This is a genomic window from Providencia sp. wls1916, assembly GCF_009706585.1.
Lineage (GTDB): Bacteria > Pseudomonadota > Gammaproteobacteria > Enterobacterales > Enterobacteriaceae > Providencia > Providencia lanzhouensis.
This window is the reverse complement of the sequence record NZ_WLUL01000002.1, coordinates 63,081-86,542: the sequence shown is the minus strand read 5'-3', so window position 1 is coordinate 86,542 and position 23,462 is coordinate 63,081. Positions and strand designations below refer to the sequence as shown.

Sequence of the window (23,462 nt, the reverse complement as noted above, 5' to 3'; positions counted from 1 at the left end):
AAGTCGGCGAGATAAGGGCTATTACGCCAATCTCGGGGCGACTCTACAAAGATCAATTTAAGGCATCGCAGTGTTAACAACCAACAATATCACTATGCAGTTTGGCAGTAAGCCGCTGTTTGAAAACATCTCAGTTAAATTCGGTACCGGTAACCGCTACGGTCTGATCGGCGCTAATGGTGCGGGTAAATCCACATTTATGAAAATTCTGGGTGGAGATTTAACGCCAACCGCAGGGAATGTGAGCACCACGGATCCTAACGAGCGTTTAGGTAAATTACGCCAAGACCAGTTTGCATTCGAAGAGTTTACTGTTCTCGATACCGTTATCATGGGACATGCTGAGCTTTGGGATGTAAAGCAAGAGCGTGACAGAATTTATGCGATGCCAGAAATGAGTGAAGAAGATGGCTATCGCGTTGCAGATCTTGAAGTGGCTTACGGTGAAATGGATGGCTATAGCGCGGAAGCGCGTGCGGGTGAGCTGCTATTAGGCGTCGGTATTCCGGTTGAGCAACATTATGGTCCAATGAGCGAAGTCGCGCCGGGTTGGAAACTGCGTGTGCTATTGGCTCAGGCATTATTTGCTGATCCAGATATTCTGTTACTTGATGAACCGACGAACAACTTGGATATCGATACCATCCGTTGGTTAGAACAAGTGCTGAATGACCGTAACTGCACCATGGTTATCATTTCCCATGATAGACACTTCTTAAATACCGTTTGTACGCACATGGCGGATTTAGATTACGGTGAGCTGCGTTTATTCCCGGGTAACTACGATGAGTATATGATTGCGGCAACCCAAGCGAGAGAGCGTCTGTTATCTGATAACGCCAAGAAAAAAGCGCAAATTGCTGAGTTACAATCTTTCGTTAGCCGTTTCAGCGCTAACGCATCAAAATCTAAACAAGCGACTTCTCGTGCTCGTCAAATTGATAAAATTCAATTAGATGAAGTTAAAGCCTCTAGTCGTCAAAACCCATTCATTCGTTTTGAACAAGAGAAAAAACTGTTCCGTAATGCTTTAGAATTAGAAGCGGTCACTAACGGTTACGATCAAGGTCCTCTGTTTAAAAACGTGAACCTATTAATGGAAGTGGGTGAGAAAATGGCGGTTATCGGTGCTAACGGTATCGGTAAAACCACATTCTTAAAAACCTTAGTCGGTGAGCAACCTGCGACAAGCGGAATCGTCAAATGGTCTGAAAACCATAACATTGGTTATTATGCGCAAGACCACGCAGAAGACTTCGATACTGACCTGAACGTGTTTGACTGGATGAGCCAGTGGAAAAGTGAAGGGGATGATGAGCAAGCGGTTCGCAGTATTTTAGGTCGCTTACTATTCTCTCAAGACGATATTAAGAAAAAAGTGTCGGTCTTATCAGGTGGTGAGCAGGGTCGTATGTTATTTGGTAAGTTGATGATGCAACAGCCAAATATTTTGATTATGGATGAACCGACCAACCACTTAGATATGGAATCCATTGAATCATTGAACTTAGCATTGGAAATGTATCAAGGAACGCTGATTTTCGTTTCCCATGACCGTGAGTTTGTGAGTTCACTGGCAACTCGTATTCTTGAGATTAAAGAAGATGAAGTGATTGATTTTAAAGGTACTTATGACGAGTACCTGAAAAGCCAAGGTGTTGTTATCTAATCTTGTTTGAATAAAAAAATAGCCCCGCTGGTGTGATACCCGAGGGGCTATTTTTATTTAGCTGTTCAAAATGGCAGAACAGCCTCAAAATTAGTTTTTCTTCACAAACTCAGATTTCAGTTTCATTTGACCGAAACCATCGATTTTACAATCGATATTGTGATCGCCTTCCACTAAACGGATACCTTTAACGCGGGTACCGATTTTCAGCATTGAAGAACTACCTTTCACTTTAAGATCTTTGATTACGGTAACAGTATCGCCATCAGCTAATAAGTTGCCATTAGCATCTTTTACGATGAGTTCATCAATGTCAGTAACTGGCTCAGCATCATTCCATTCGTGCGCGCACTCAGGGCAGATGTACATATCGTTGTCAGTATAGGTATATTCAGACTGACATTTTGGGCAAGGAGGTAATGACATATTTATATTCTCAGTAATGACTGACACAGTCATAGTTCAAATCAGTAGGGATAACGAGGTTCCCCGAAAGGGGGATAGTATAAGACCAAAGACAAGATAAATGAATTTTTAGGAATATTCCTAATTTTGTATCTTAAAAAATGGCGAGACTTGGCTCGCCATGAAGAATCTTAAGAGCAAACCTCACAATGAGGGTCTTTATTGAGTTTAAATTGGCGAAAATCCAGCGTCATCGCATCAAATAACAGCACTTTTCCAACATTGACTTTGCCGTACTGGGCTAGCAATTTGATGGTTTCCATCGCTTCTAATGTGCCAATTGTCCCCACCAGCGGCGCCATGACGCCAGCCTCTACACATGTCAGGCTATTTTCTCCAAACAGTCGGCTTAGGCAGTGATAGCAGGGCATTCCTTCTTCATAGGTAAATACGGAAAGTTGCCCTTCCATACGAATTGCAGCACCCGAAACAAAAGGAATTTTGTGTTTAAAGCAGAGGCGATTAAGCTGCTCGCGAATGGAAACATTATCCGTGCAATCTAAGATCACATGATGCTGTTGAACTAATTGTTCTAGCTCAGGATCATCCAATTGCGCGTTAACAGTATCAATCTGGATATGAGGATTGATGGCCGCTAGCTGCGCTTTTGCTGAATCTACTTTAGGTTCACCGATAGTCGCGTCGCGGTGCAGGGTTTGGCGCTGCAAATTTGATAGGGAAACCGTATCAAAATCTACGAGGGTTAAATAACCGACACCCGCGGCGGCGAGGTATTGTGTCGCCGCGCAGCCAAGTCCACCAAGCCCAACGACCAAGGCTTTACCTGCCTTCAGCTTTTCCTGTCCGTCAAAATCGAAGCCGCGTAAGATAATTTGGCGGTTATAACGTAGCATTTCCTGATCAGTCAGTTCTTGCACAGTCTTACTCACTTTTTAATAAGTAATTGAACATTTCCACATCAACCATTTCACCTGCCGCCACTTTTCCACGCTCACGTTCTAATACAATAAAGCAGTTTGCTTGGCTAAAAGAACTGAAGACATGTGAGCCTTGGTGCCCTGTAGTCGCCACTTGTAGCTGACCTTGTTCATTGACGCTTAAAATGCCTCGTTGGAAATCAAGGCGTCCAGGTGATTTTTTCAGTGGTGTAGTGACAGGAACTTTGAAGCGGACAGGGGCTTTCCATTGGGTATGGCCGCTGAGGCGAGCAATTAATGGCTGAACTAATTGATAGAAAGTCAGCGCGGCAGAGACAGGGTTACCTGGTAAGCCACAGAACCACGCGGAACTTAGCTTGCCAAATGCGAAAGGTTTACCTGGCTTGATAGCTAATTTCCAAAATCCAATCTCACCCAGTTCATCCAAAATTTGTTTGGTGTAATCCGCTTCGCCGACAGAGACGCCGCCGCTGCTGATGACTAAATCAGCACATTGGTTAGCTTCAATAAAGGTTTGCTTGAGTTTTTCTGGTGAGTCGGGGATAACGCCAAAATCCAGCACTTCGCAATTGAGTTTTTCTAACATTAAGCGAACGGCAAAACGGTTTGTGTCATAAATTTGCCCCTCAGCCAGAGGTTCGCCTACTGCTTGAAGCTCATCACCGGTTGAGAACACGGCAACTTTCAAACGGCGCTGGACTGTCACATTCGCAATTCCAAGAGACGCTATCAATGGTAGCTGTGTGGTGGAGAGTAAGGTTCCGGCAGGGAATACCGCACTACCTTGGGCAATATCTTCACCAGCTTTACGGATATTGTTTCCTTGCTTGAAGCTTTCCGTAAAAATAATTCCTTGATCAGTTTGTTCTGTGGCTTCTTGCATGACAACGGTATCAACACCTTCAGGAATAGGCGCTCCCGTCATGATCCTTACACAGCTACCTGCGGGTAATTTTCCTTCCATTGGGTTGCCAGCAAAGGATTTTCCAGCGACGGGCATCGGGGTTTTTCCATCCCAATCAGCAAAGCGAAAACCATAACCATCCATCGCTGAGTTATCAAACGGCGGGACATTAATGGGAGAAATGAGGTCTTCGGCAATAATACGTTGGGCAGATTCAGTTAGTGGAATGATTTCAGTGCTTGTGACAGTTGCGGTGTTTGAAAGTAATTTTTCTAATGCAAGCTCTAGTGAAATCAAACCGTTAGTATGACACTGGTCCATAAATCGTTACCCCTTAATCTTGTTATTGGCCTTCGAGGCTTAAAATAAATTGTTGGCGGTATTATGTCAGATATAGCGCATTGGGTGAATGAATAGAAATTGATTACTGATAGCTTTTGGGTGGATAGTTTGTCTCATTTGGGTCACATATTGCGTTGTTTTAATGAATCCGTTATCGAAGAACACGATTTTTGCTAAAACAGAGCTACCAAAAAGGCTAAAATAAAGGGTGTTATTAATCGCATTTAAATAATGAAATAGTTATTTAAATGGCAAGGAGTATTCTGGATCGAGTCGCGCGATAACCTGCAAATATTTCATGCTGTTGATAGATGTATTACTGGATTATCTGCACTTGCTGCTTTAGAGTACCGCGCACACCTGCATTTTTATAAAAATAGCGTTATACCATCTGTGGAGGATCCTATGTCATCTCTGAGTAAAGAGGCCGAATTAGTTCATGCTGCTTTGGAAGCAAGAGGGCTTGAAACCCCGTTACGTATTCAACCAAAATCCGGTGAGGATCGTAAGCAACTGATTGAAGGGCATATGACCGAAATTATGAAGTTGCTGAACTTAGATTTAACCGATGATAGCTTAGCGGATACCCCGCGCCGTATCGCAAAAATGTATGTGGATGAGATTTTTTCGGGCCTTGACTATGCAAACTTCCCAAAAATCACATTAATTGAAAATAAAATGAATGTTGATGAAATGGTTACTGTGCGTGATATTACTCTGACCAGTACTTGTGAACACCACTTTGTGACGATCGATGGTAAAGCGATTGTGGCATACATCCCTAAAGATAAAGTGATTGGTTTATCGAAAATCAACCGTATTGTGCAGTTTTTCTCACAGCGCCCACAAGTTCAAGAACGTTTAACTCAGCAAATTTTAGTAGCTCTGCAAACGTTATTAGGCACCATGAATGTCGCGGTTTCTATTGATGCAGTTCATTACTGCGTGAAAGCTCGTGGTATACGTGATGCAACCAGTGCAACAACCACCACATCATTGGGTGGGCTGTTCAAGTCTAGCCAAAATACACGTCAAGAATTCTTACGTGCGGTTCGCCATCTCTAATTTATGACCTCAACCGTTTCAGTTGCCCCTAAAAGCCGTATCGGGCAACTTGATACAGTACGTGGCATTGCTATCCTCGGTATTTTATTACTGAATATCTTTGGATTTGCTTTACCACAAGCGGCCTATCTTAATCCCTATTACACCCCCGAAGTATCATCCTCTGATGCGGCGGTTTGGGTATTTTTTAATCTTTTCTTTCAAGGGAAGTTTCTGGGAATTTTTTCCTTACTTTTTGGTGCCACATTAGGCTTGCTAAGTTATCGCTCAATATTATGGCAACGTAGCCGACTGATTGTTTTAGCGATTATTGGCTTGATTCATGGAATTGGTTTTTGGGATGGGGATATTCTTCTCGCCTATTCCTTGACGGGGCTGGTTGTGATAATGGTGTTGCCACACTATGCGGCTTCCACATTATTCAAAATTGCCATTTCTATCTATTTGATTGGTTTGGTTATTTTATTTGCCATCGGCAGTAATGTGGTGGATACCAGTTTTTGGCAGATCACTGCAGACCAAGCGTTTCTTGATGCTTGGCAACATCGCATTGGTGGAATGACGGGGATCGCATATCGCACAGGTGAAGTGGCGATGATGGTTGAGTTATTGGTTATTCAGTATGGCTGGCAACTGGTTGCGATGATGATCCTAGGGGCGTTGCTACTGAAAAATGGTTGGCTAAAAGGGCAGTTTGCTGAGCAGCATTATCGTCGAATGGCCATTGTATTAATCCTCCCCACCGTAGCTATCCAGTCAGTGGCTCTGTATGTTCAAAGCCTTTTTGGTTGGCGTTATTTTGATACCTCGATTGTTGGCTATATCATTAATGAGCTATCGGTGCCGTTTCAGTCTTTGGGCTATATTGCGCTAGTTTATGGTTTTTGGGGGATATTTAGCCGAAGTGTGCTCGCGAAAGCCTTGCAAAATGTGGGGCGGATGGCGTTGAGTAATTACTTACTTCAAACACTGATTTGTACCACTATTTTTTATCATTTGGGTTACTTTTATCAGTTTACCCGAGTGGAGTTGTTAGCGTTCATTCCACCCATTTGGTGTGCTAACTTGCTGTTTTCTTATTGCTGGTTGCGCTTCTTTGAGCAAGGGCCAGTGGAATGGTGTTGGCGACAACTGACAGATAAACTTTTTTATCTTTTAAATCGACATTCACCATCTGAACATTAATTGAGTTTATTCAGTTCATCAGGGGTAACTGCTGGATAGCCCTTTGTGCCATCAGGCATTTTTATTGGAGCAGGAATGGATTCTTGTTCCCCTAAAAATTTAGGTTCACGCTGGAGAATATAGAGATCAGCAAGCGCACCTAAGCGGGCAAACACTTCACGTATCCGCACTTTAAACATGCCTTCCGGCGTAGGTACCGCTAAACATTGGGCATCAATCCCTTTGTGCTTAGCAATGAATAGCGCTCTTTCGCAATGAAAACGCTGGGTGATAATGGTGAAGTTATCGGTATCGAACACTTTTTTCGTACGAACTACGGAGTCTAAGGTTCTAAAACCTGCAAAGTCGAGCACGATTTTTGAGGCGGGAACGCCCGCTTTGATGAGATCTTTACGCATGGCGATAGGCTCATTGTAATTGTGTGTGCCGTTGTCACCGCTCAGGAGTAAATATTTTACTTTACCGCTATGATAGGCATCCGCAGCGCCTTTAATTCGATATGTGTAATAGAGGTTAGTGGCTCCGGAGGCATAATATTTAGATGTGCCGAGAACCATCCCAACATCGCGGGCAGGCAGTTGCTCTACATCTTCATAGATATAGGGTGCAGTTTCCCAACTGATCCAGCGGTCGAGTAAAATAACAGTGGCGAAAGCTATCCCTGCCAGTATTAATAGACCATAAAGCAGACGTTTCCTCATGTCCTCGCCTTGAATAATTAATGCCTATAATAATTAGTGCTAACAATTAATAGGCTACTTGACTTAATTTCGTGACGCAAGTCGCGTAACGTAAAATCGTGTCAATATGGCATCGAATTGAAAAACAATAAGATGCCGTATGTTGGTTTATTCGTTCGGTAGTCCACCAAAACAGAGTAATGGACTGATGGTGTTTCTATCGACGGATTTTTGTTTATCAACCACATAAAATGATTTTGGGTAAGTGATCACCCAAACGTTATCAGTTTCAGCAATCCCTTGAATATATTCACCATTGGTTGGGACCGGCAGAACATTTTGGATATTCAATGTCTTGAGGCTGGTGGAGACCAGTGGAACCTGGGCTTCACTAGGGTATTGTGGCAAATAGTAAGCTTGGGTTAACGCCGTATTGATGCCATATCGACCATACTGTATATCGCTATTATTTCCACACCAATGATATTCTGTGATAGGCGAGGCTGGTGCTGTGACATGAGCGAGAATAAAGCGGGTATCTGTCACCATCCAGATGGATTGGCTATCTGGTGTGAAATAAAATTCTCTAACAGAATCATAATAATTCTCTACCGTAAACCAAGGTTTTGCACTAAATGTAAGTGTTTGAGTATCTAACAGATAGGCAGCTTGGGTGACATTATCATACAGCGCTAGATGTTTTTCATCGGGGGACAGTGCTGCTGGCATCTGAACGCCGAAAGCACCTTGATACTCTTGGCTATCAGGGAAGGTAAGCTTTTTCTCGACGGTATTATTTGAAAGGTTAATCACCGCGATACTGTTTTCTACGCCGCTTGTGACAAATGCACGTGGGCTATTTTTCATCACATAAATTTGGCGAGGGAAAAAGCTAGTTTCAATATTGGCCTCTACTTTTTGCGCGTCGATATCAATCACACTCACGCTGTTTGGTTGAAGCGAAGCAACATACAGTTTCTTTCCATCGTTACTAAGTGCTGCGCCATAGGCACCCATTCCACGGCAGCGATTAGAGCTACAGCCTGTTTCATTTTTGGGTAATGGAAGCTGAATAGTAAACAGCAATTTCCAATCATCTTTGGCTGAAGAGTAAGCGCTAACTAGGTTGGCTTCTTCGTCTGTGATAAAGATCCTCTGGTGGGCATCATCACTGAGAATAAAGCTCGGTTCAATTAATTCAGGGGCTTGAATTTGAATACCAGCAACTTGCTCTTCAGATTGTGTGGCGGGGAGTGATGCAAGCTCCTCTTCAGCAGCCTTTTCCATTACTCGCTTAGCTTGCTCTGCTTTGGCTGAATTAAGCTCTTTATCTAGCTCTTGAAAGATGAACTCACGCTCAGCAACAAGATCTTCATCAGTCGAAAATGATTGCTGGTGGATAACGAATGCTAAAATTCCCCCCATGATTAACACAACGAGTAAATCTAACACGTACTTTTTGGCAGGAATGAGAACGAAAGCAAAGCCAATTACGGCACCTGCAAGCGCGCCACTAATATGAGCAGCATTATCCACCCCCGATTGCATCCCGTTAATTAAGGTTAATGCAATCATGGCAATAATATTGTAGAGAGGGCGCTTAAGGGTATCGCGAGCGTCTTTAGTGAGGTCTGGGTTATTGAGCTGTTTTAAGAGTTCAATCACTGATGCAGCGGCGAGACCCATAATCGCCCCAGACGCGCCCAAGCTGACAGTAATATAGACGGTATTATCATTCTGTAGCAGGCTGCTCCATGACATTATGTCAAAGCGACGCATTGCGCTGTTTAAGGCTTCTTGGTATTGCCAAGCTGCACTGACAAACGACCCTACAATCCCTGCAAATAGATAGATTGCAAGATAACGAAATTTGCCAAAAGCGCGTTCACATTCAATACCAATTACCAGTAAGGCAAGGGTATTTAGCCCTAAATGTAACCATCCGGAATGTAGCACTATGCTAATAGGATAACGCCACCAATCACCGGTGAGAGAAAGCTGATAGACGCTTGCTCCGAAGAGCAACAAATTGTATTCCTGAGATTCAAGAGGGGCAGCAAAGTTAAGCTGATAAAAATAGACACCAATATTAAGAATCGCAATAAGCAGTGTGAGTGCTATCGCCCATAGGGAAAACTTGCGAATATTTTTTTGGGGCGCAGATTCAGGCGGCGTTGATTCAGGTATGGTTGGCTCTGACATGAGCGAGTCCTATGTAAACCGGTTATGTTTGCATCTTAAATAACTCTGGCGGCTATCTCAATCGCAAGTTATAGAAACGGGATACTTTCAGACAATGTTGAAATATAGAAAACAGAGAAAATAAAAAAAGAGCACCGAAGTGCTCTTTAATTTAGTAATTACAATTAGTTAGAATGAAGTTCGTTTATAGACACGATATTCTGGTTTCCAGAAATTGTGCTCAATAGCTTCATCTAATGCGCTATCTGATGTCATGGTCGCCACGCCTTGAACTTGCGCTTCTTTAGCCACTTGTTTTGCTATCACGCGGGAAACATCTTGGATCTCGGATAACAGTGGTAACAGTGGACCTTCACCCTTTTGTGCCAGTGGTGAGCAGCTTGCTAACGCACGGCTTGCTGCCATCAACATGCCATCAGTCACACGTTTTGCACCGGATGCAATCACGCCTAAACCAATACCAGGGAAGATATAGGAGTTGTTGCATTGCGCGATAGCAAAGATTTTGTCTTTATAAGCCACCGGTGGGAATGGACTACCTGTTGCCACTAATGCCTGACCTTCAGTCCAGTTGATAATATCTTCTGGACGCGCTTCAACACGGGATGTCGGGTTAGATAATGGCATCACGATTGGGCGAGGGCAGTGCTTGTGCATCTCTTTGATGATTTCTTCGGTGAATAAACCCGCTTGACCAGAAACACCAATCAGTACTGTTGGCTTCGCATTACGCACAACATCTAACAGTGAAATAGAGTCACTGTTGACATCCCAATCTTGCAAGTTAGCGCTGTTTTGCGTCAATTTGCTTTGGAAATCCAGCAAGTTTGGCAGTTTGTCTGTCAGTAATCCGAAGCGGTCAACCATGTAGATGCGTGCACGCGCTTCTTCATCGCTCAAACCTTCAGATTTCATTTGGGCAATAATTTGCTCTGCAATACCACATCCCGCAGAGCCTGCGCCCAAGAATGTGACGCGTTGGTCGCTCAATTTGCTACCCGCCGCATGGCTGGCGGCAATTAAGCTACCAAGAGTAACGGAAGCGGTGCCTTGGATATCATCGTTGAAGCAGCATAGCTCATCGCGATAACGGTTTAGTAATGGCATCGCATTTTTCTGTGCAAAATCTTCAAATTGCAGCAGCACATTTGGCCAGCGGCGTTTTATGGCTTGGATAAATTCTTCAAGGAACTCATCGTATTCTTCGCCAGTAATGCGCGGATGACGCCAGCCCATATACAGTGGGTCATTCAGGCGTTGTGGGTTGTTGGTACCCACGTCAATAACAACTGGCAAGGTATACGCAGGGCTAATACCACCACAGGCGGTATACAGGGATAATTTACCGATTGGAATACCCATACCGCCGATACCTTGGTCACCGAGACCAAGAATACGCTCGCCATCTGTCACAACGATGACTTTTACGTTTTGTTTGGTGGCGTTTTGCAGCATGTCATCGATGTATTCACGGTTTGGATAAGAAATAAACAAACCACGCGCACGGCGATAGATATCAGAGAAATGTTCGCAAGCTTCACCTACAGTAGGGGTGTAAATGAGTGGCATCACTTCAGTTAAGTGTGCATCAATCAGGCGATAAAATAGGGTTTCGTTGGTGTCTTGAATATTACGCAGGTAGATATGCTTATCAATATCTGTTTTAAAATCAATTAATTGGCGATAAGCACGTTCAACTTGTTCTTCAATAGTTTCAACTTGTTCAGGCAGTAAGCCATACAGGTTAAAATTAGCGCGTTCTTCTTCTGTAAAGGCGCTTCCTTTATTCAGTAAAGGAAATTCGAGTAAGATTGGACCAGCGTAAGGAATGTATAGGGGACGTTTTGTTTCGTGTTCATGTTCCATGAAATATCACTCTTCGGACGATTAGTAAGCAACAGTCAGGTTAGATCCTAAGCTAAACAAAAAATATGTACAGTAAATAATGCTACAAAACAGTTAAATTTTTTACTGAATATTATGGTTTATATGATAAGGAAATTATTCGCAGAAGGGAATTTTAGACGGGATTTGTTTTACTATTACAACGAGTGGATCACGCTTATTCAAGTTCACTGTTATTTTTATCTCAATATCAATTTTTTCAAGGCAATACGCTTTTTGTTATAGATTAAATTAATTTAACTGTTTAGTGGGAAATCAGTGCTTATGGTGCGGTAAGTCGGTAGATGCTGATCCTGCTAAATATATTTTTATATATCATATATTTCCGCATGTTTTTAATTCATTTAGTTTTAATTTTCTTTTTATAAAACTATAAGATTGGTGGCTTTTATGATAAGGAATTCCACGTTAATTATTTTTATGCTCTTTCTATGTGCTTGTCATGGTTCAAATGATGTAAATAAAAATAATGTTATTGAACATGGTAATCCCTATGGTGAATATCAAAATAAAGAACCCTCTAGGTTTCTTATTGCATTACAATTTATGTATCTTTCTGAATTTAAAAAAAGTTCAAGTTTAATGAAAAATCATGATTACAATAAACAGGCTTATGGAAAGATTGTTTATGATTTTATTAGTTTAAATAAGAAGTGTTTTGATGAAGGAATTGGTTATAAAGAAGCAAGTAAACTTTACTATGATTCACTGGATAGGTCTAACATACCTCATGACGCATGGTTTTTTAGTCATATTTTTAATGCGTTAGATGAGAAAGATAGTGAGATAATATGGAAAGGATATTTATATACAATAAATAAAGGCGGGAGAAAGGAAGAAACAGCAGTATTAATGAAAATATGGTATTCAATGATTAGAGAAGCGACAAATTCATCATCAGAGAAACAAAAGGAAAGTATAGCGTGGTTATCGATAGTGAGAAAAATGCCAGTGATGAATAGTATCGAAAACACAATTAGTGAGATATGGACTAACGCTGTTATTGCTAACATTATGGAGGGAGATTAGTGGAGGTAATATGGTGTCAAAATAAAAAATTATTGTTATGTTTTATTTTGTTATTTTTATCCTTTCAATCTATAGGTTCGGAGCCTAAGAAAGATAATGTATCTATTTTTAACATAATTATCCTTGAATATATAAGAGTGACTATGGATGAGTATAAACAACCATTGTCAAAAGAAAAAATGGATGAAGTCCATTATGAATCTGCATTGGCATATGTGAATTACTTAAAGTCTTGGTTTGAATTAAATAAAGGTGTAGAGGTTAGAACGGAAAGAATTAATTTTAACGAGGCTAAAATTATCAATGAAAATGGATTTAAAGCAGCGAAGTTACCCTACGATGCATGGTTTTTTGCTGATATTTATGATGTTTTTGATGAAAATGAACGAAATAAATTTTGGAGGGAAATGAACTCTAATTCCGAAAGGGAATCCGAGGAGAAAATATTTGTTGATTTGTGGTTTAAAATGAAGACTGAGGCAGAAGGCACTTCAATTGAAAAACGTAAAAAAAGCCAGCGATGGTTAAAGAGAATGAGGAAAATCCCCCTAGTTATTGAAATTGAGAAAACCATGACGATGGTTGAAGATAGTTTTCGTTATAAAAAATAAGTTTTTGAAAAATTTGGAGACGTAATATGCCAATGAAATTTATTTTTTTTATATTTATCTTGTTAATTTCAACTTTATCGATGGCTGATAATCGCCCCGGTTTTGTTTGTGGTAAATTTAACGATACAGTCATTGAAGTGCCTAGCAGCTATGTCTACTCCTTTGCAGAATATGAAGGTTATAGCTATTTTGACCCAAGGTTTCTAGAAAATAAAAAAGGTTGCGATGCAAATTTTCGAGTTTTGCCATTAGTAATGAGTTGGCCTGAAATGAAGCCTTTTGATAGAAATGAAAATGGAAAAAATAAAAAACTTAGATTTTCTATAGAACCACTAGATGGTGATCCTAAAGGTTATCTTGAGTATAAAAGGTATCTATATCTTGATAGTGGTGAAGGAAAGTATAAGGGAGATATCTCATACAATGAAGAATTAGAGCTTTATTTTAATGAGGTCATATTTAGATTCAATAATAAGTATAATCAATTTAAGGAATATAAAAGAGGTTATTATTGGGGGGTGGATAAAGAGTCGATTAATATTTTATTTGACTGTGCATGGATATCTGGTGATGGTATTTATAGTCGATGTGATGCGGTTTATTTGATTCCTGAAATCGGTGTTAAAATTAAATTATTAATAAATTATAAAGATTTAAATGTGTGGAATGAAATAATGGGTGATGTAAATAAATTTATTTATAAATATATGAAATTATAAGGTGTTAGATATGAAAAATAAACATTATAGACAAGGGTATCTTAGATTAACAAAAAGAGAAGCAGTAAAGGCACATAAAATTTTAACTCTAAGCAGAAAGCCAGAACTAATGTATGAATATTTAGCGAGTAAGGGGGATCGGTATGCAGTTCTAGCAAATAGTGTTGTTAAAGGTGACTCTTTTTCAGGTAAATTTGCATTAAACTACTTAGAAGAGATCATGATTGAAAAAGGCATTGTAGTTAGTCGAGAGAAGTTCGAAGAAATACGTTTTGATATGGCTTTTTTTTATTCATATACACTTCAAAATAGATTTACGGATGGTATTACCGAGATATATGGAGATATAAATCATGAAGAAGTGATGTGGTTCCATGAGTTCGTTTTTGATATGCATAAGTTACCCGCGGAAGCGTGGACCTTGCAGCCTGTTTTTAATGTCATGCCAGGCTATGAAAATAAAGAGAGGTACTGGCAAAAGGTATTGAATGCTGTAGGTGAGCCAGATAGGGAAATAGAGTTAAGCTTAAGTACTATGAATATTATGTATGAAGGTTTGTATGATGCGACTGAAAGTGAAAAATCCGAAATTCATAGTTGGATTAAAAGAGTAATAGATATAGACAGTGCCATTGATGGTGTCGTGATAAGTTTGAAAAATACGTATGGATTCTTTGTATCACCTACATTAGAAGTCGATCTGGATGATGCTCAAGCACTTGTGTATGAAACGGGAAATCCATTAATTGATAGAGGAACAAATCGATTATCATTTTGGGATCTACCACCTCAGAGTCGTTATGAATATTATTTACAACCTGATTGGGTTGGCCAGACAGAGTTTGAACACTTTGATCGCCTTTCTGAATATTACCTTGAACGCCCCGCCTATATATTGCCAGAAACCGGATTATTTGATTCTCCATCGGTCAATTACAGCCCCAACGTTAATAAATACAATGTCATGATAGATGATGTTGTTGGCAACATTCCTTCTGCTGGCTATTCTAATGATCATGCACCAATTGAAATAACATCTTCAGGGCACCGAGGATACCCTGTGAGTGTATATAGACCGAATGATTTTCAAATAGGTGAGTGTCAAACGGATCGAACCGTTGATAGCTTAAGAGACCACATGTCCTCCATGAATCACTCATCAAGTTCTTTTGATAGAGATTTTAGAATACCGCAAGCACCAAGTATGCCTGAATTTAACTACAGTGGTGGCTATAGCAGCCCATCATCCAGATTCTCATTTTAATATTATTAACACTCAATAACGTTTTAATAAAAAACGGCGGTTATTGAAGTTGATAAACTCACAATAACCACCGTCTTAATTTTGAATATTTAATTTGTTTTCAATTAAATATGGTTTAAATGAAATAACGTTTAAATGGACTCATCCAAATAAATGCGTTCCACTTTTGGGCAACCTAACGCGTGCAAGGTATTTTCTGTTGTACACCACTGCTGTACCGTTGCATCTTGTTTTTCCACTAACACAGCTTGTTCGATGGCATGAATATCTTTACCCGCTAAATTCACCATAATTAGCGCAGCTTGTAATGGTGGTAAGCTTGGGTTGAACGCAGCATTTTCAGCGTAACGACCTGTAAACAGAGAGCCATCTTTTAACTGCACAGCAATACCGGAGTGAGATTCGCTGTATGGTGCGTGAGATTGGTTCGCAGCTTCAATCGCAGCAGATAACAATCTATCGCGACTTTGGTTTTGATAACCATGGTTAACATTGTCGAGCAGCAATGTGGTGATATTCAGATCCGATGGACCGAATGAATCAGGTAAATAATCATGAAGTGTAGCTGCTTGGCGTTTTGGTAAATGCACCATGATCTTACCGCCTTCACGCAGCTCATTCATAAACTGTCGGCAGTGACCGCAAGGCGTGTAGTTGACGGTAATAGAGGTTAATTGCTTTTCGCCTTTTAGCCACGCATGGGTAATGGCACATTGTTCAGCATGGATAGTTTGACCAATAGAAACATGGTTAAATTCCATATTTGCGCCGAAATAGAGATTACCGCTGATCCCGCAAGCGATTGCGCCTACATTAAAGCGAGAAATTGGTGTGACAGCGTAAGCCGCTGCGAAAGGTAATAATGAAAAAGCGAGTTCGCTGTCCGTGCATCCACTCTCAGCTTTAATATGCTTAACTTGCTCAGCGGTCAACATAGCTGAGAAATCGGGTTTGTCCATAATAGGCTTTAGGACAGACTGTAACTTTTCTGGAAGTTCGGCCCAAGCGGCCTTGAATCTTGAATGCATGAGTAACCCTCCCTATTTAATTGTTTTCATTCTATTCAATTAATAGGGTGATTGGATGTGATCGCGATCACTTCATGAATGCAATCAATGAAACAAATTCATTAAATGAGAGATGTATCTCAAGTTTTTACACTGAAATTTGCATAAGAGAGGTAAATAACCTCTCTTATTGATTTAGTTTAGCTAAATAAGTGAAGAATAACAGGGAAGATAAAAGGCGCAATTAACGAGGTGATCACCCCGCAGGTCATTAACGCTAATGAACTGTAAGCCCCTTCAATATAGTTAACTTCCGCACAACGCGCAGTTCCCAAAGCGTGAGAAGCGGTACCCATCGCCAAGCCTCGTGATGCATGGGTGCGAATACGCAAAACATCAAATAGGCTATGACCGAACATCGCCCCTAAAATCCCGACAAAAAGTACGCAAGCGGCACTAATTGCTGGGATGCCTCCGACTGAATCGGCGACAGCCATCGCTATCGGCGTCGTCACTGATTTAGGTAATATTGAACCTGCAATATCCGGTGTTGCCCCTAGCCACAGTGCAATAGTTGCTCCCGTAAACATCGCCACAATACTGCCAGCAAAACAGATACTAAATAGGGATTTCCACTGTGCTCTAATCTGGTGCATTTGCTCGTAGAGCGGAAAGGCGAGGGCGACAACGGCCGGCTGTAATAAATCATTGAGTATTTTACTGCCCGCAAAATAGTGCTCATAAGAGGTATTCGTCAGGATCAGCAGCGGAATAATGATCGCGATAGTTAACAATAATGGATTCAGAATGGGCAATTTGCACTTAATTGACAGCGCTCTTGCCAAATAGAAAACAACGATAGTTAATGGTAGTGACCACCAAATATGTTCTAACATCACTCTTTCCCCTTGGTTTTATCATTATCGATGGTTGAAGAAATGGGTTCTTCAGGAGGAAGAGGAACTTCATCAGGCTTCACACCCACGATTGGGCGTTCTTTATGGATATAGTTTGAGCTGACCGCGACAACAATCATGACAATGAGCGTGCTGGCAATACAAGAGACGACAATTGGGATCATCTGTTGGCTGAGTAAATCATAATAATTCATAATCCCCACACCGATGGGAACGAATAAAATCGTCATGTTTTTCAGCAGGATGCTACATCCAGGTTTTGCCCAGTGAGCAGGGATTATCTGTAATGCTAGCAAAACAAACAGCAGCAACATTCCGACAATACTGCCGGGAATGGAAAAAGGAAGCAGTTTGGAAATCACATTTCCGATGATCAGGCAGAGGTAAAGTATTGCGAAGGCTCGCAAATATTGCCATCCGGTGTTCAATACTTGTTTTAATGACATGGGACTTGTCCTATTACTCGACAGGCATTCATCATACAATTAACTTGAAAATTGTGCCAGAGATCACAAATAAAAACCCATAAAAAAACGGAGCTCACTAAAGTGGCTCCGTTTTGTACTGATATTGGCTAAGTTTGTTGCTCAATTTTCAGAGCGACAATCAATGGCTTATTTAACCTGCATACCTAGTTGTGCGCCATTATCTGGGCTCAGTAGGTAAATGTCTTTACCACCAGGACCTGCTGCCATCACCATACCTTCGGAGATACCAAAGCGCATTTTACGCGGAGCAAGGTTTGCCACCATCACGGTTAAACGACCTTCCAAGACTTTTGGATCTGGATAAGCGCTACGGATACCAGAGAATACTTGGCGAGTTTCACCGCCGATATCTAACTGTAACTTCAGTAGCTTATCTGAGCCTTCAACGAAGTCTGCTTGTTTGATTAGCGCAATGCGTAAGTCAATTTTAGCGAAATCATCGAATGTGATGGTCTCTTGAATTGGGTCATCCGCCAGAGGGCCGGTCAACTGCTTAACTGGTTGAGCACTTTGTTTGGAGGCTTCTACCATTGCTTCTGCTTTTGCTAATTCAATACGGTTAAATAACGCTTTAAATGGCGCTACGTCGTGGTTCAGTAATGGCGTGTTGATGGAATCCCACGTTAATTCAACTTTCAGGAACTCTTCCACGCGCTTGGTTAAGCTTGGCAGAATTGGTTTCAAGTAAGTCATTAATACTCGGAATAAGTTGATACCCATCGAGCAGATATCTTGCAGCTCTTGGTCTTTACCTTCTTGTTTCGCAATGACCCAAGGTGCTTTCTCATCCACATAGCGGTTTGCAATATCCGCTAATGCCATAATTTCACGCACGGCTTTACCGTATTCACGATTAGTGAAATCGTCACCGATCACTTTTGCCGCATCAACAAATTGTTGGTATAGCGCTGGTTCCGCTAAGTTTGCGGATAATTTTCCAGCGAAACGTTTAGCAATAAAACCTGCGTTACGTGAAGCTAAATTCACCACTTTGTTAACGATATCGCTGTTCACACGCTGTACAAAATCTTCTAAATTCAAGTCGATATCGTCGATGCGTGAAGAGAGTTTGGCTGCATAGTAATAACGTAGGCAGTCAGCATCGAAATGATCTAAGTAAGCGCGAGCGGTAATAAATGTGCCGCGAGATTTAGACATTTTTGCACCATTAACGGTGACATAACCGTGAACAAACAGGTTAGTTGGTTTACGGTAGTTGCTGCCTTCTAACATGGCTGGCCAGAATAGGCTGTGGAAATAGACGATATCTTTGCCAATAAAGTGGTAAAGATCCGCTTTGGAATCTTTGTTCCAAAATTCATCAAAGTTTAAATCGCTGCGTTTGTCGCACAGGTTTTTAAACGAGCCCATATAGCCGATTGGCGCATCCAGCCAAACGTAGAAATATTTACCCGGAGCATCTGGAATTTCAAAGCCGAAATACGGGGAATCACGGGTGATATCCCACTGTTGTAAGCCAGATTCAAACCATTCTTGCATTTTGTTAGCCACTTGCTCTTGCAGTGCGCCAGAGCGAGTCCATGCTTGCAGCATGTCGCTAAATGCAGGTAAATCAAAGAAAAAATGTTCAGTTTCACGGATAACTGGCGTTGCGCCTGAAACCACTGAGCGTGGGTTGATCAGGTCAGTTGGGCTATAGGTTGCGCTACAAACTTCACAGTTATCGCCGTATTGGTCTTCCGCTTTACATTTCGGGCAAGTACCTTTGACGAAACGGTCTGGCAGGAACATGCCTTTTTCTGGATCGTAAAGCTGTGAAATGGTTTTGCTTTTAATAAAACCATTACTTTTTAATTTGCCGTAAATCAGTTCGGATAACTGTTTGTTCTCTTCGCTATGGGTTGAGTGGTAGTTATCGTAGCTAATCTGGAAGCCTGCAAAATCGTCCTGATGCTCTTGGTTCATTGCAGCGATCATTTCTTCAGGCGTAATGCATAATTGCTGAGCTTTTAACATGATCGGTGTTCCGTGCGCGTCGTCAGCACAGATGAAATGAACCTCTTTGCCGCGCATTCGCTGATAACGGACCCAAATATCAGCCTGAATGTGCTCCAGAATATGACCGAGATGGATTGAACCGTTAGCATATGGTAACGCACAGGTTACCAGTAATTTATTCGCGACTTGAGACATAGTAACTTTCTTACTTCCATTATTAATAAAGGGTCTTTGATGTTAACCGATCAATAAAAATGTCGCTAGGGCAATAAAATATTAATCGGCAATTATTAGGAAAAAACGCTAGGTGGAAACAAATTTTTACTGTTTGTGGTTTTTCATTCGCTTGGCGGTCACTATTTTTTTCGTTCTCTGCTATCATGCAACGTAGTCAAAAATGTGTAGTTACAAAAAAGAAAATAAAGGAGCCGGGATGAACGATAAATCCCCCGAGCAGAACAAACCAGAACTGCTGACTGAACAAGTCTCCACTGTTTTGGCTTCATTTACACACCCAACTCTCAAGCGCAATCTGATTTCAATCAAAGCATTGCATCGTTGTGCACTGTTGGACAATGTGTTGCATGTCGAATTAGTTATGCCATTTGTCTGGAAAGGCCCATTCCAAACGCTGATCAGCGAAAAAACGGCTGAATTAAAGCAATTGACTGGTGCTCACGCCGTAGAATGGAAATTACGCCATGATATTACTACTTTGAAACGTGCCAACGATTTACCGGGCATCAACGGAGTGCGTAATATTCTAGCGGTGAGTTCAGGTAAAGGTGGTGTGGGTAAATCCAGTACTTCCGTGAACTTAGCGTTAGCATTGGCACAAGAAGGCGCAAAAGTCGGTATCCTCGACGCGGATATCTATGGTCCTTCAATTCCGAATATGCTAGGTACTACATTGGAGCGACCAACGTCTCCAGATGGTCAGCACATGGCACCGATTATGGCGTATGGCTTAGCCACTAACTCTATTGGTTACTTAGTCACTGACGACAACGCGATGGTATGGCGTGGTCCTATGGCGAGTAAAGCTTTGATGCAGATGCTGCAAGATACGCTATGGCCAGATCTGGACTATCTCGTTATCGATATGCCACCAGGAACGGGTGATATCCAACTGACGCTATCACAAAATATTCCAGTGACAGGCGCAGTCGTTGTGACCACGCCGCAAGATATTGCTTTAGTGGATGCGATGAAAGGGATTGTCATGTTCAAAAAAGTGAACGTACCAGTGCTGGGTGTTGTTGAAAACATGAGTGCGCATATTTGTAGTAACTGTGGCCATGTTGAGCCTATTTTCGGTACCGGTGGTGCAGAAAAACTGGCCGAAAAATATAATACCAAACTGCTAGGTCAGGTTCCGCTGCATATTTCATTACGTGAAGATTTAGACCGTGGTCAGCCGACCGTAATGCGCGACCCTGAAGGCGAGTTCGCCGATATCTATCGCGAAATTGCGTCTAACATCTCTGCATTGATGTATTGGGAAGGGGATAAGATCCCGACGGAAATCTCTTTCCGCGCCGTGTAATTAAATGGTATCGATAAAGGCTATTTGGTCAGTAATGACTAAGTAGCCTTTTTTATTGCCATAAAATCCGATTCTTTGATTGTTCTGATTTCTTCTCAGACTGTTCCTTTATTGTTGTAGGCTGCGTAGAATGTCACATAAATGAATTCCCTGGCCTGAAAATTAACGATATAGAAAATTCAGTCTTTATTCCGCTGGCGAATGCCTAAAAGGTGATTATGAAATTTTTAATTTTTATTGTCGTATTAGTGCTGATTGTTATTTATTTTTATAACCGTATCGTTGCACTACGTGAAGCTGTTGTTTCTAGCGAAACGGAGATTTCTGTTCAATTAGATCGCCGCGGTAAAGTATTTGATAGTTTACTGGCGACAGTCAAAAAATATTTAAGCCATGAAACAGAAGTCTTCACTAAAATTACCGAGCTGAGAAGCCAAGCACAAAATGCGACGGGGGATAAAGCCCGAGAAGCGGAAGATGCACTTTCTAAAATGGTCAGTAGTGGTGCTATCAATGTAGCGGTTGAAGCTTATCCAGAGCTAAAATCTGATGCAATCATGGCAAATTTACAAGAAGAGATTGTTTCTTCTGAAAACAAGCTCTCTTTTGCTAAACGTGGTTATAACCGTTCATTAGAAACGTATAATGCGTACATCGCTTCTATGCCTGCTGCATTAATTGTTGGCATTATTCCTAGCTTGAAAATCAATAAAGAATATTGGCGTTTAGACGAAGCTGACATCAAAACGGAAGAGTCTCGTCGCATTAACTTTGATTAAATGGATGTTGCCATTGGCAGGGTTTTATTATGGATTTTAGAAACGTTATACGTAAAAACAATATCCGTACTCGGTTAGTTGTACTGAGTTATATTGTGCTGATGTTAGTGATTGGTTTGCTGGCGGATACTGCAACCCATCCAGATGAGAGAATGGATTTTACCTCGAACCTGATAGCATTTGCGACATTACTACAACTGCCTGTGGCAACTTTTATTATTCTTGGGCTGACATTTTTAGGTCTACTTTATATTCATTTCTTCGGGCATAAATTGATGCTTGCCGGAATGAATGCGAAGGAAATCACCCAAGAAGGCGCTTCAACTCCTGAAGAAAGACAGCTATTTAATATTTTAGAAGAATTGAGCTTAAGTGCGACATTACGTTATGTACCGCGTCTGTATATTTTGGATACTGACGAACCAAATGCATTTGCGGCTGGCTGGAATTCTCGTAATGCTTTAGTTGGCGTCACGCGTGGTTTATTACAAACGCTAAATCGCCAAGAAGTTCAGGCGGTAATGGCCCATGAAGTGGGGCATATTATCCATGGTGATTCTAAATTAACGTTGTATGTGGGTATTTTAGCGAATGTTATTTTGACGGTAACGAACGTTTTTGCTCAAGTGTTTATTCGCTCAGCAGGGCGTAGCCGTAATAATTCAGCGAATAAAGCACAAACTATTTTATTATTGATGAATATCGTGTTGCCAATTATTACCAAAGTACTTTATTTTTATTTATCGCGTACCCGTGAGTATATGGCGGATGCGGCAGCGGTGGATCTAACCTCTGATAATCAAGCGATGATAAGTGCTTTGAAGAAAATTTCAGGGGATCATCAAAAGCATGATTATGATGATGAAAGCACAGGACAGGCATACAGACAGGCGGCATATATCTTTAATAAGGGGGATTCTGTGTTTTCAACCCATCCTTCTATAGAGAACCGAATTGCGGCCTTAGAAGGGCGTAAAGAATTTTAAGCTTAGCGCGAAGCTTACGCTTTGAAGAATAAAAATTGGGTGCGTTTTTTTATCAGTCTTTGACGAGATAGACTGGTACAGCGCACCATTACACCCTATAATTCCCGCCAACCATAACACTATGATGTTATGCACTTCATTTCTAAAATTTTTAACCAGGTTACCATTTTATGACTGACATATCGCATCACTGTACCATTGTAGGTATATCGGGCGCTTCTGCATCTGGCAAAAGCCTAATTGCAAGCACCTTATATCGGGAATTAAGAGAAAAGGTTGGTGATCATAATATCGGTGTTATTCCAGAAGACTGTTACTATAAAGATCAGACAGATATTCCTATGGAAGAACGACTAAAAGTGAATTATGACCATCCAAATTCAATGGATCACAGTTTGCTTTATGAACACCTCAAAGCACTGAAAAGTGGTCAAGCCGTCGAAATTCCTCAGTATGACTATGTCGCTCATACTCGCAAACAGCAAACCGTCAGTTTTAAACCAAAAAAGGTCATTATTATTGAAGGTATCCTATTATTAACAGACAAGCGTTTACGTGAAGAGATGGATTTCTCTATTTTTGTGGATACGCCGCTGGATATCTGCTTAATGCGCCGTATTAAACGTGATGTTAATGAAAGAGGAAGAACATTAGACTCCGTGATTGAACAGTATAATAAAACGGTTCGCCCAATGTTCTTACAATTTATTGAACCATCGAAACAATATGCCGATATTATCGTACCTCGTGGCGGTAAAAACCGTGTGGCGATTGATATTTTGAAAGCGAAAATTGGTGAATTTTGTCAGGACTGATAGCGTCAAATATCACCAGCGATAAG

General features: G+C 41.1%; 21 protein-coding genes and 1 pseudogene. 11 read left to right on the top strand and 11 right to left on the bottom strand.

Annotation, left to right across the window (positions count from 1 at the left end; genetic code table 11):
- The first annotated feature begins 70 nt into the window (after nucleotides 1-70).
- Complete coding sequence (locus GKR61_RS00445) at nucleotides 71-1,669, top strand: ABC-F family ATPase (RefSeq protein ID WP_272537342.1); 1,599 nt, start codon at nucleotides 71-73, stop codon at nucleotides 1,667-1,669.
- Nucleotides 1,670-1,759: 90 nt separating this feature from the next.
- Here the strand turns inward: GKR61_RS00445 and GKR61_RS00440 are convergent, their stop codons facing one another.
- The 3 genes from GKR61_RS00440 to moeA form a co-directional block, all read right to left on the bottom strand.
- The gene (locus GKR61_RS00440) at nucleotides 1,760-2,095 is read right to left on the bottom strand and encodes a zinc ribbon domain-containing protein YjdM (RefSeq protein WP_036949717.1); all 336 of its coding nucleotides are present in this window, start codon (nucleotides 2,093-2,095) and stop codon (nucleotides 1,760-1,762) included.
- Nucleotides 2,096-2,265: 170 nt separating this feature from the next.
- On the bottom strand, nucleotides 2,266-3,012 hold the full coding sequence (gene moeB, locus GKR61_RS00435) for a molybdopterin-synthase adenylyltransferase MoeB (protein ID WP_071992127.1): 747 nt from the start codon (nucleotides 3,010-3,012) through the stop codon (nucleotides 2,266-2,268).
- A gap of 4 nt (nucleotides 3,013-3,016) precedes the next feature.
- Entirely contained in the window at nucleotides 3,017-4,258 is a 1,242-nt protein-coding gene (gene moeA / locus GKR61_RS00430) for a molybdopterin molybdotransferase MoeA (protein WP_154639474.1), read from the bottom strand.
- Nucleotides 4,259-4,684: 426 nt separating this feature from the next.
- Here moeA and folE point away from each other — a divergent pair, with 426 nt between their 5' ends.
- Nucleotides 4,685-5,344, top strand: coding sequence for a GTP cyclohydrolase I FolE (folE, locus tag GKR61_RS00425; RefSeq protein ID WP_036949713.1), 660 nt, complete (start codon nucleotides 4,685-4,687; stop codon nucleotides 5,342-5,344).
- A 3-nt stretch (nucleotides 5,345-5,347) separates the two neighbouring features.
- Entirely contained in the window at nucleotides 5,348-6,529 is a 1,182-nt protein-coding gene (gene yeiB, locus GKR61_RS00420; RefSeq protein WP_154599906.1) for a DUF418 domain-containing protein YeiB, read from the top strand.
- Here yeiB and sanA read toward each other — a convergent pair.
- The 4 genes and pseudogenes from sanA to GKR61_RS00405 form a co-directional block, all read right to left on the bottom strand.
- On the bottom strand, nucleotides 6,526-7,230 hold the full coding sequence (gene sanA, locus GKR61_RS00415) for an outer membrane permeability protein SanA (protein WP_154639473.1): 705 nt from the start codon (nucleotides 7,228-7,230) through the stop codon (nucleotides 6,526-6,528). The two genes, yeiB and sanA, sit on opposite strands and share 4 nt — an antisense overlap.
- Before the next feature lie 147 nt (nucleotides 7,231-7,377).
- Entirely contained in the window at nucleotides 7,378-8,226 is an 849-nt protein-coding gene (locus GKR61_RS17635) for a YncE family protein (protein WP_230082516.1), read from the bottom strand.
- A gap of 294 nt (nucleotides 8,227-8,520) precedes the next feature.
- Nucleotides 8,521-9,411 (bottom strand): annotated as a pseudogene (locus GKR61_RS17630) (rhomboid family intramembrane serine protease); the annotation flags it as partial.
- Between the two features lie 168 nt (nucleotides 9,412-9,579).
- A complete protein-coding gene (locus GKR61_RS00405; protein ID WP_154639472.1) occupies nucleotides 9,580-11,277 on the bottom strand; it encodes an NAD-dependent malic enzyme in 1,698 nt (565 codons plus the stop codon).
- Nucleotides 11,278-11,706: 429 nt separating this feature from the next.
- Between GKR61_RS00405 and GKR61_RS00400 the strand changes: the two genes are divergently transcribed.
- The 4 genes from GKR61_RS00400 to GKR61_RS00385 all read left to right on the top strand — a co-directional run bounded on the left by GKR61_RS00400 (nucleotide 11,707) and on the right by GKR61_RS00385 (nucleotide 14,939).
- A complete protein-coding gene (locus GKR61_RS00400; protein WP_154639471.1) occupies nucleotides 11,707-12,345 on the top strand; it encodes a hypothetical protein in 639 nt (212 codons plus the stop codon).
- Nucleotides 12,346-12,488: 143 nt separating this feature from the next.
- On the top strand, nucleotides 12,489-12,956 hold the full coding sequence (locus GKR61_RS00395) for a hypothetical protein (protein WP_230083101.1): 468 nt from the start codon (nucleotides 12,489-12,491) through the stop codon (nucleotides 12,954-12,956).
- Between the two features lie 26 nt (nucleotides 12,957-12,982).
- Nucleotides 12,983-13,675, top strand: a complete 693-nt coding sequence (locus GKR61_RS00390) for a hypothetical protein (RefSeq protein ID WP_154599909.1) — start codon at nucleotides 12,983-12,985, stop codon at nucleotides 13,673-13,675.
- 10 nt (nucleotides 13,676-13,685) lie between these two features.
- The gene (locus tag GKR61_RS00385) at nucleotides 13,686-14,939 is read left to right on the top strand and encodes a serine protease (protein ID WP_154599910.1); all 1,254 of its coding nucleotides are present in this window, start codon (nucleotides 13,686-13,688) and stop codon (nucleotides 14,937-14,939) included.
- 131 nt (nucleotides 14,940-15,070) lie between these two features.
- On the opposite strand, the gene cdd is transcribed toward GKR61_RS00385, so the two are convergent.
- The 4 genes from cdd to metG all read right to left on the bottom strand — a co-directional run bounded on the left by cdd (nucleotide 15,071) and on the right by metG (nucleotide 19,505).
- The gene (gene cdd / locus GKR61_RS00380) at nucleotides 15,071-15,967 is read right to left on the bottom strand and encodes a cytidine deaminase (protein WP_154599911.1); all 897 of its coding nucleotides are present in this window, start codon (nucleotides 15,965-15,967) and stop codon (nucleotides 15,071-15,073) included.
- A 179-nt stretch (nucleotides 15,968-16,146) separates the two neighbouring features.
- Nucleotides 16,147-16,842, bottom strand: a complete 696-nt coding sequence (locus GKR61_RS00375; protein WP_036949690.1) for a CidB/LrgB family autolysis modulator — start codon at nucleotides 16,840-16,842, stop codon at nucleotides 16,147-16,149.
- Nucleotides 16,842-17,309, bottom strand: coding sequence for a CidA/LrgA family protein (locus GKR61_RS00370; protein WP_036949689.1), 468 nt, complete (start codon nucleotides 17,307-17,309; stop codon nucleotides 16,842-16,844). The genes GKR61_RS00375 and GKR61_RS00370 overlap by 1 nt, the downstream gene beginning before the upstream one ends.
- Nucleotides 17,310-17,477: 168 nt before the next feature.
- The gene (gene metG, locus GKR61_RS00365) at nucleotides 17,478-19,505 is read right to left on the bottom strand and encodes a methionine--tRNA ligase (RefSeq protein ID WP_154639470.1); all 2,028 of its coding nucleotides are present in this window, start codon (nucleotides 19,503-19,505) and stop codon (nucleotides 17,478-17,480) included.
- A 238-nt stretch (nucleotides 19,506-19,743) separates the two neighbouring features.
- On the opposite strand from metG, the gene apbC reads away from it, so the two are divergent.
- The 4 genes from apbC to udk all read left to right on the top strand — a co-directional run bounded on the left by apbC (nucleotide 19,744) and on the right by udk (nucleotide 23,436).
- Nucleotides 19,744-20,856 carry an iron-sulfur cluster carrier protein ApbC gene (gene apbC, locus GKR61_RS00360; protein WP_006662269.1) on the top strand — a complete coding sequence of 371 codons (1,113 nt, stop codon included), beginning with the start codon at nucleotides 19,744-19,746 and terminating at the stop codon, nucleotides 20,854-20,856.
- Nucleotides 20,857-21,074: 218 nt separating this feature from the next.
- The gene (locus GKR61_RS00355; protein ID WP_006660137.1) at nucleotides 21,075-21,635 is read left to right on the top strand and encodes a LemA family protein; all 561 of its coding nucleotides are present in this window, start codon (nucleotides 21,075-21,077) and stop codon (nucleotides 21,633-21,635) included.
- A gap of 29 nt (nucleotides 21,636-21,664) precedes the next feature.
- Nucleotides 21,665-22,621 carry a zinc metalloprotease HtpX gene (gene htpX, locus GKR61_RS00350; protein ID WP_154599912.1) on the top strand — a complete coding sequence of 319 codons (957 nt, stop codon included), beginning with the start codon at nucleotides 21,665-21,667 and terminating at the stop codon, nucleotides 22,619-22,621.
- 170 nt (nucleotides 22,622-22,791) lie between these two features.
- Nucleotides 22,792-23,436, top strand: coding sequence for a uridine kinase (gene udk / locus GKR61_RS00345; RefSeq protein ID WP_036949681.1), 645 nt, complete (start codon nucleotides 22,792-22,794; stop codon nucleotides 23,434-23,436).
- The last annotated feature ends 26 nt before the right edge of the window (nucleotides 23,437-23,462 follow it).

Coding starts and splice junctions, on each gene's coding strand:
- GKR61_RS00440 (WP_036949717.1), bottom strand. CDS start 2,095: ATGTCATTACCTCCTTGCCCAAAATGTCAGTCTGAATATACCTATACT.
- moeA (WP_154639474.1), bottom strand. CDS start 4,258: ATGGACCAGTGTCATACTAACGGTTTGATTTCACTAGAGCTTGCATTA.
- folE (WP_036949713.1), top strand. CDS start 4,685: ATGTCATCTCTGAGTAAAGAGGCCGAATTAGTTCATGCTGCTTTGGAA.
- yeiB (WP_154599906.1), top strand. CDS start 5,348: ATGACCTCAACCGTTTCAGTTGCCCCTAAAAGCCGTATCGGGCAACTT.
- sanA (WP_154639473.1), bottom strand. CDS start 7,230: ATGAGGAAACGTCTGCTTTATGGTCTATTAATACTGGCAGGGATAGCT.
- GKR61_RS17635 (WP_230082516.1), bottom strand. CDS start 8,226: ATGGGTGCCTATGGCGCAGCACTTAGTAACGATGGAAAGAAACTGTAT.
- GKR61_RS00405 (WP_154639472.1), bottom strand. CDS start 11,277: ATGGAACATGAACACGAAACAAAACGTCCCCTATACATTCCTTACGCT.
- GKR61_RS00400 (WP_154639471.1), top strand. CDS start 11,707: ATGATAAGGAATTCCACGTTAATTATTTTTATGCTCTTTCTATGTGCT.
- GKR61_RS00395 (WP_230083101.1), top strand. CDS start 12,489: ATGGATGAGTATAAACAACCATTGTCAAAAGAAAAAATGGATGAAGTC.
- GKR61_RS00390 (WP_154599909.1), top strand. CDS start 12,983: ATGCCAATGAAATTTATTTTTTTTATATTTATCTTGTTAATTTCAACT.
- GKR61_RS00385 (WP_154599910.1), top strand. CDS start 13,686: ATGAAAAATAAACATTATAGACAAGGGTATCTTAGATTAACAAAAAGA.
- cdd (WP_154599911.1), bottom strand. CDS start 15,967: ATGCATTCAAGATTCAAGGCCGCTTGGGCCGAACTTCCAGAAAAGTTA.
- GKR61_RS00375 (WP_036949690.1), bottom strand. CDS start 16,842: ATGTTAGAACATATTTGGTGGTCACTACCATTAACTATCGTTGTTTTC.
- GKR61_RS00370 (WP_036949689.1), bottom strand. CDS start 17,309: ATGTCATTAAAACAAGTATTGAACACCGGATGGCAATATTTGCGAGCC.
- metG (WP_154639470.1), bottom strand. CDS start 19,505: ATGTCTCAAGTCGCGAATAAATTACTGGTAACCTGTGCGTTACCATAT.
- apbC (WP_006662269.1), top strand. CDS start 19,744: ATGAACGATAAATCCCCCGAGCAGAACAAACCAGAACTGCTGACTGAA.
- GKR61_RS00355 (WP_006660137.1), top strand. CDS start 21,075: ATGAAATTTTTAATTTTTATTGTCGTATTAGTGCTGATTGTTATTTAT.
- htpX (WP_154599912.1), top strand. CDS start 21,665: ATGGATTTTAGAAACGTTATACGTAAAAACAATATCCGTACTCGGTTA.
- udk (WP_036949681.1), top strand. CDS start 22,792: ATGACTGACATATCGCATCACTGTACCATTGTAGGTATATCGGGCGCT.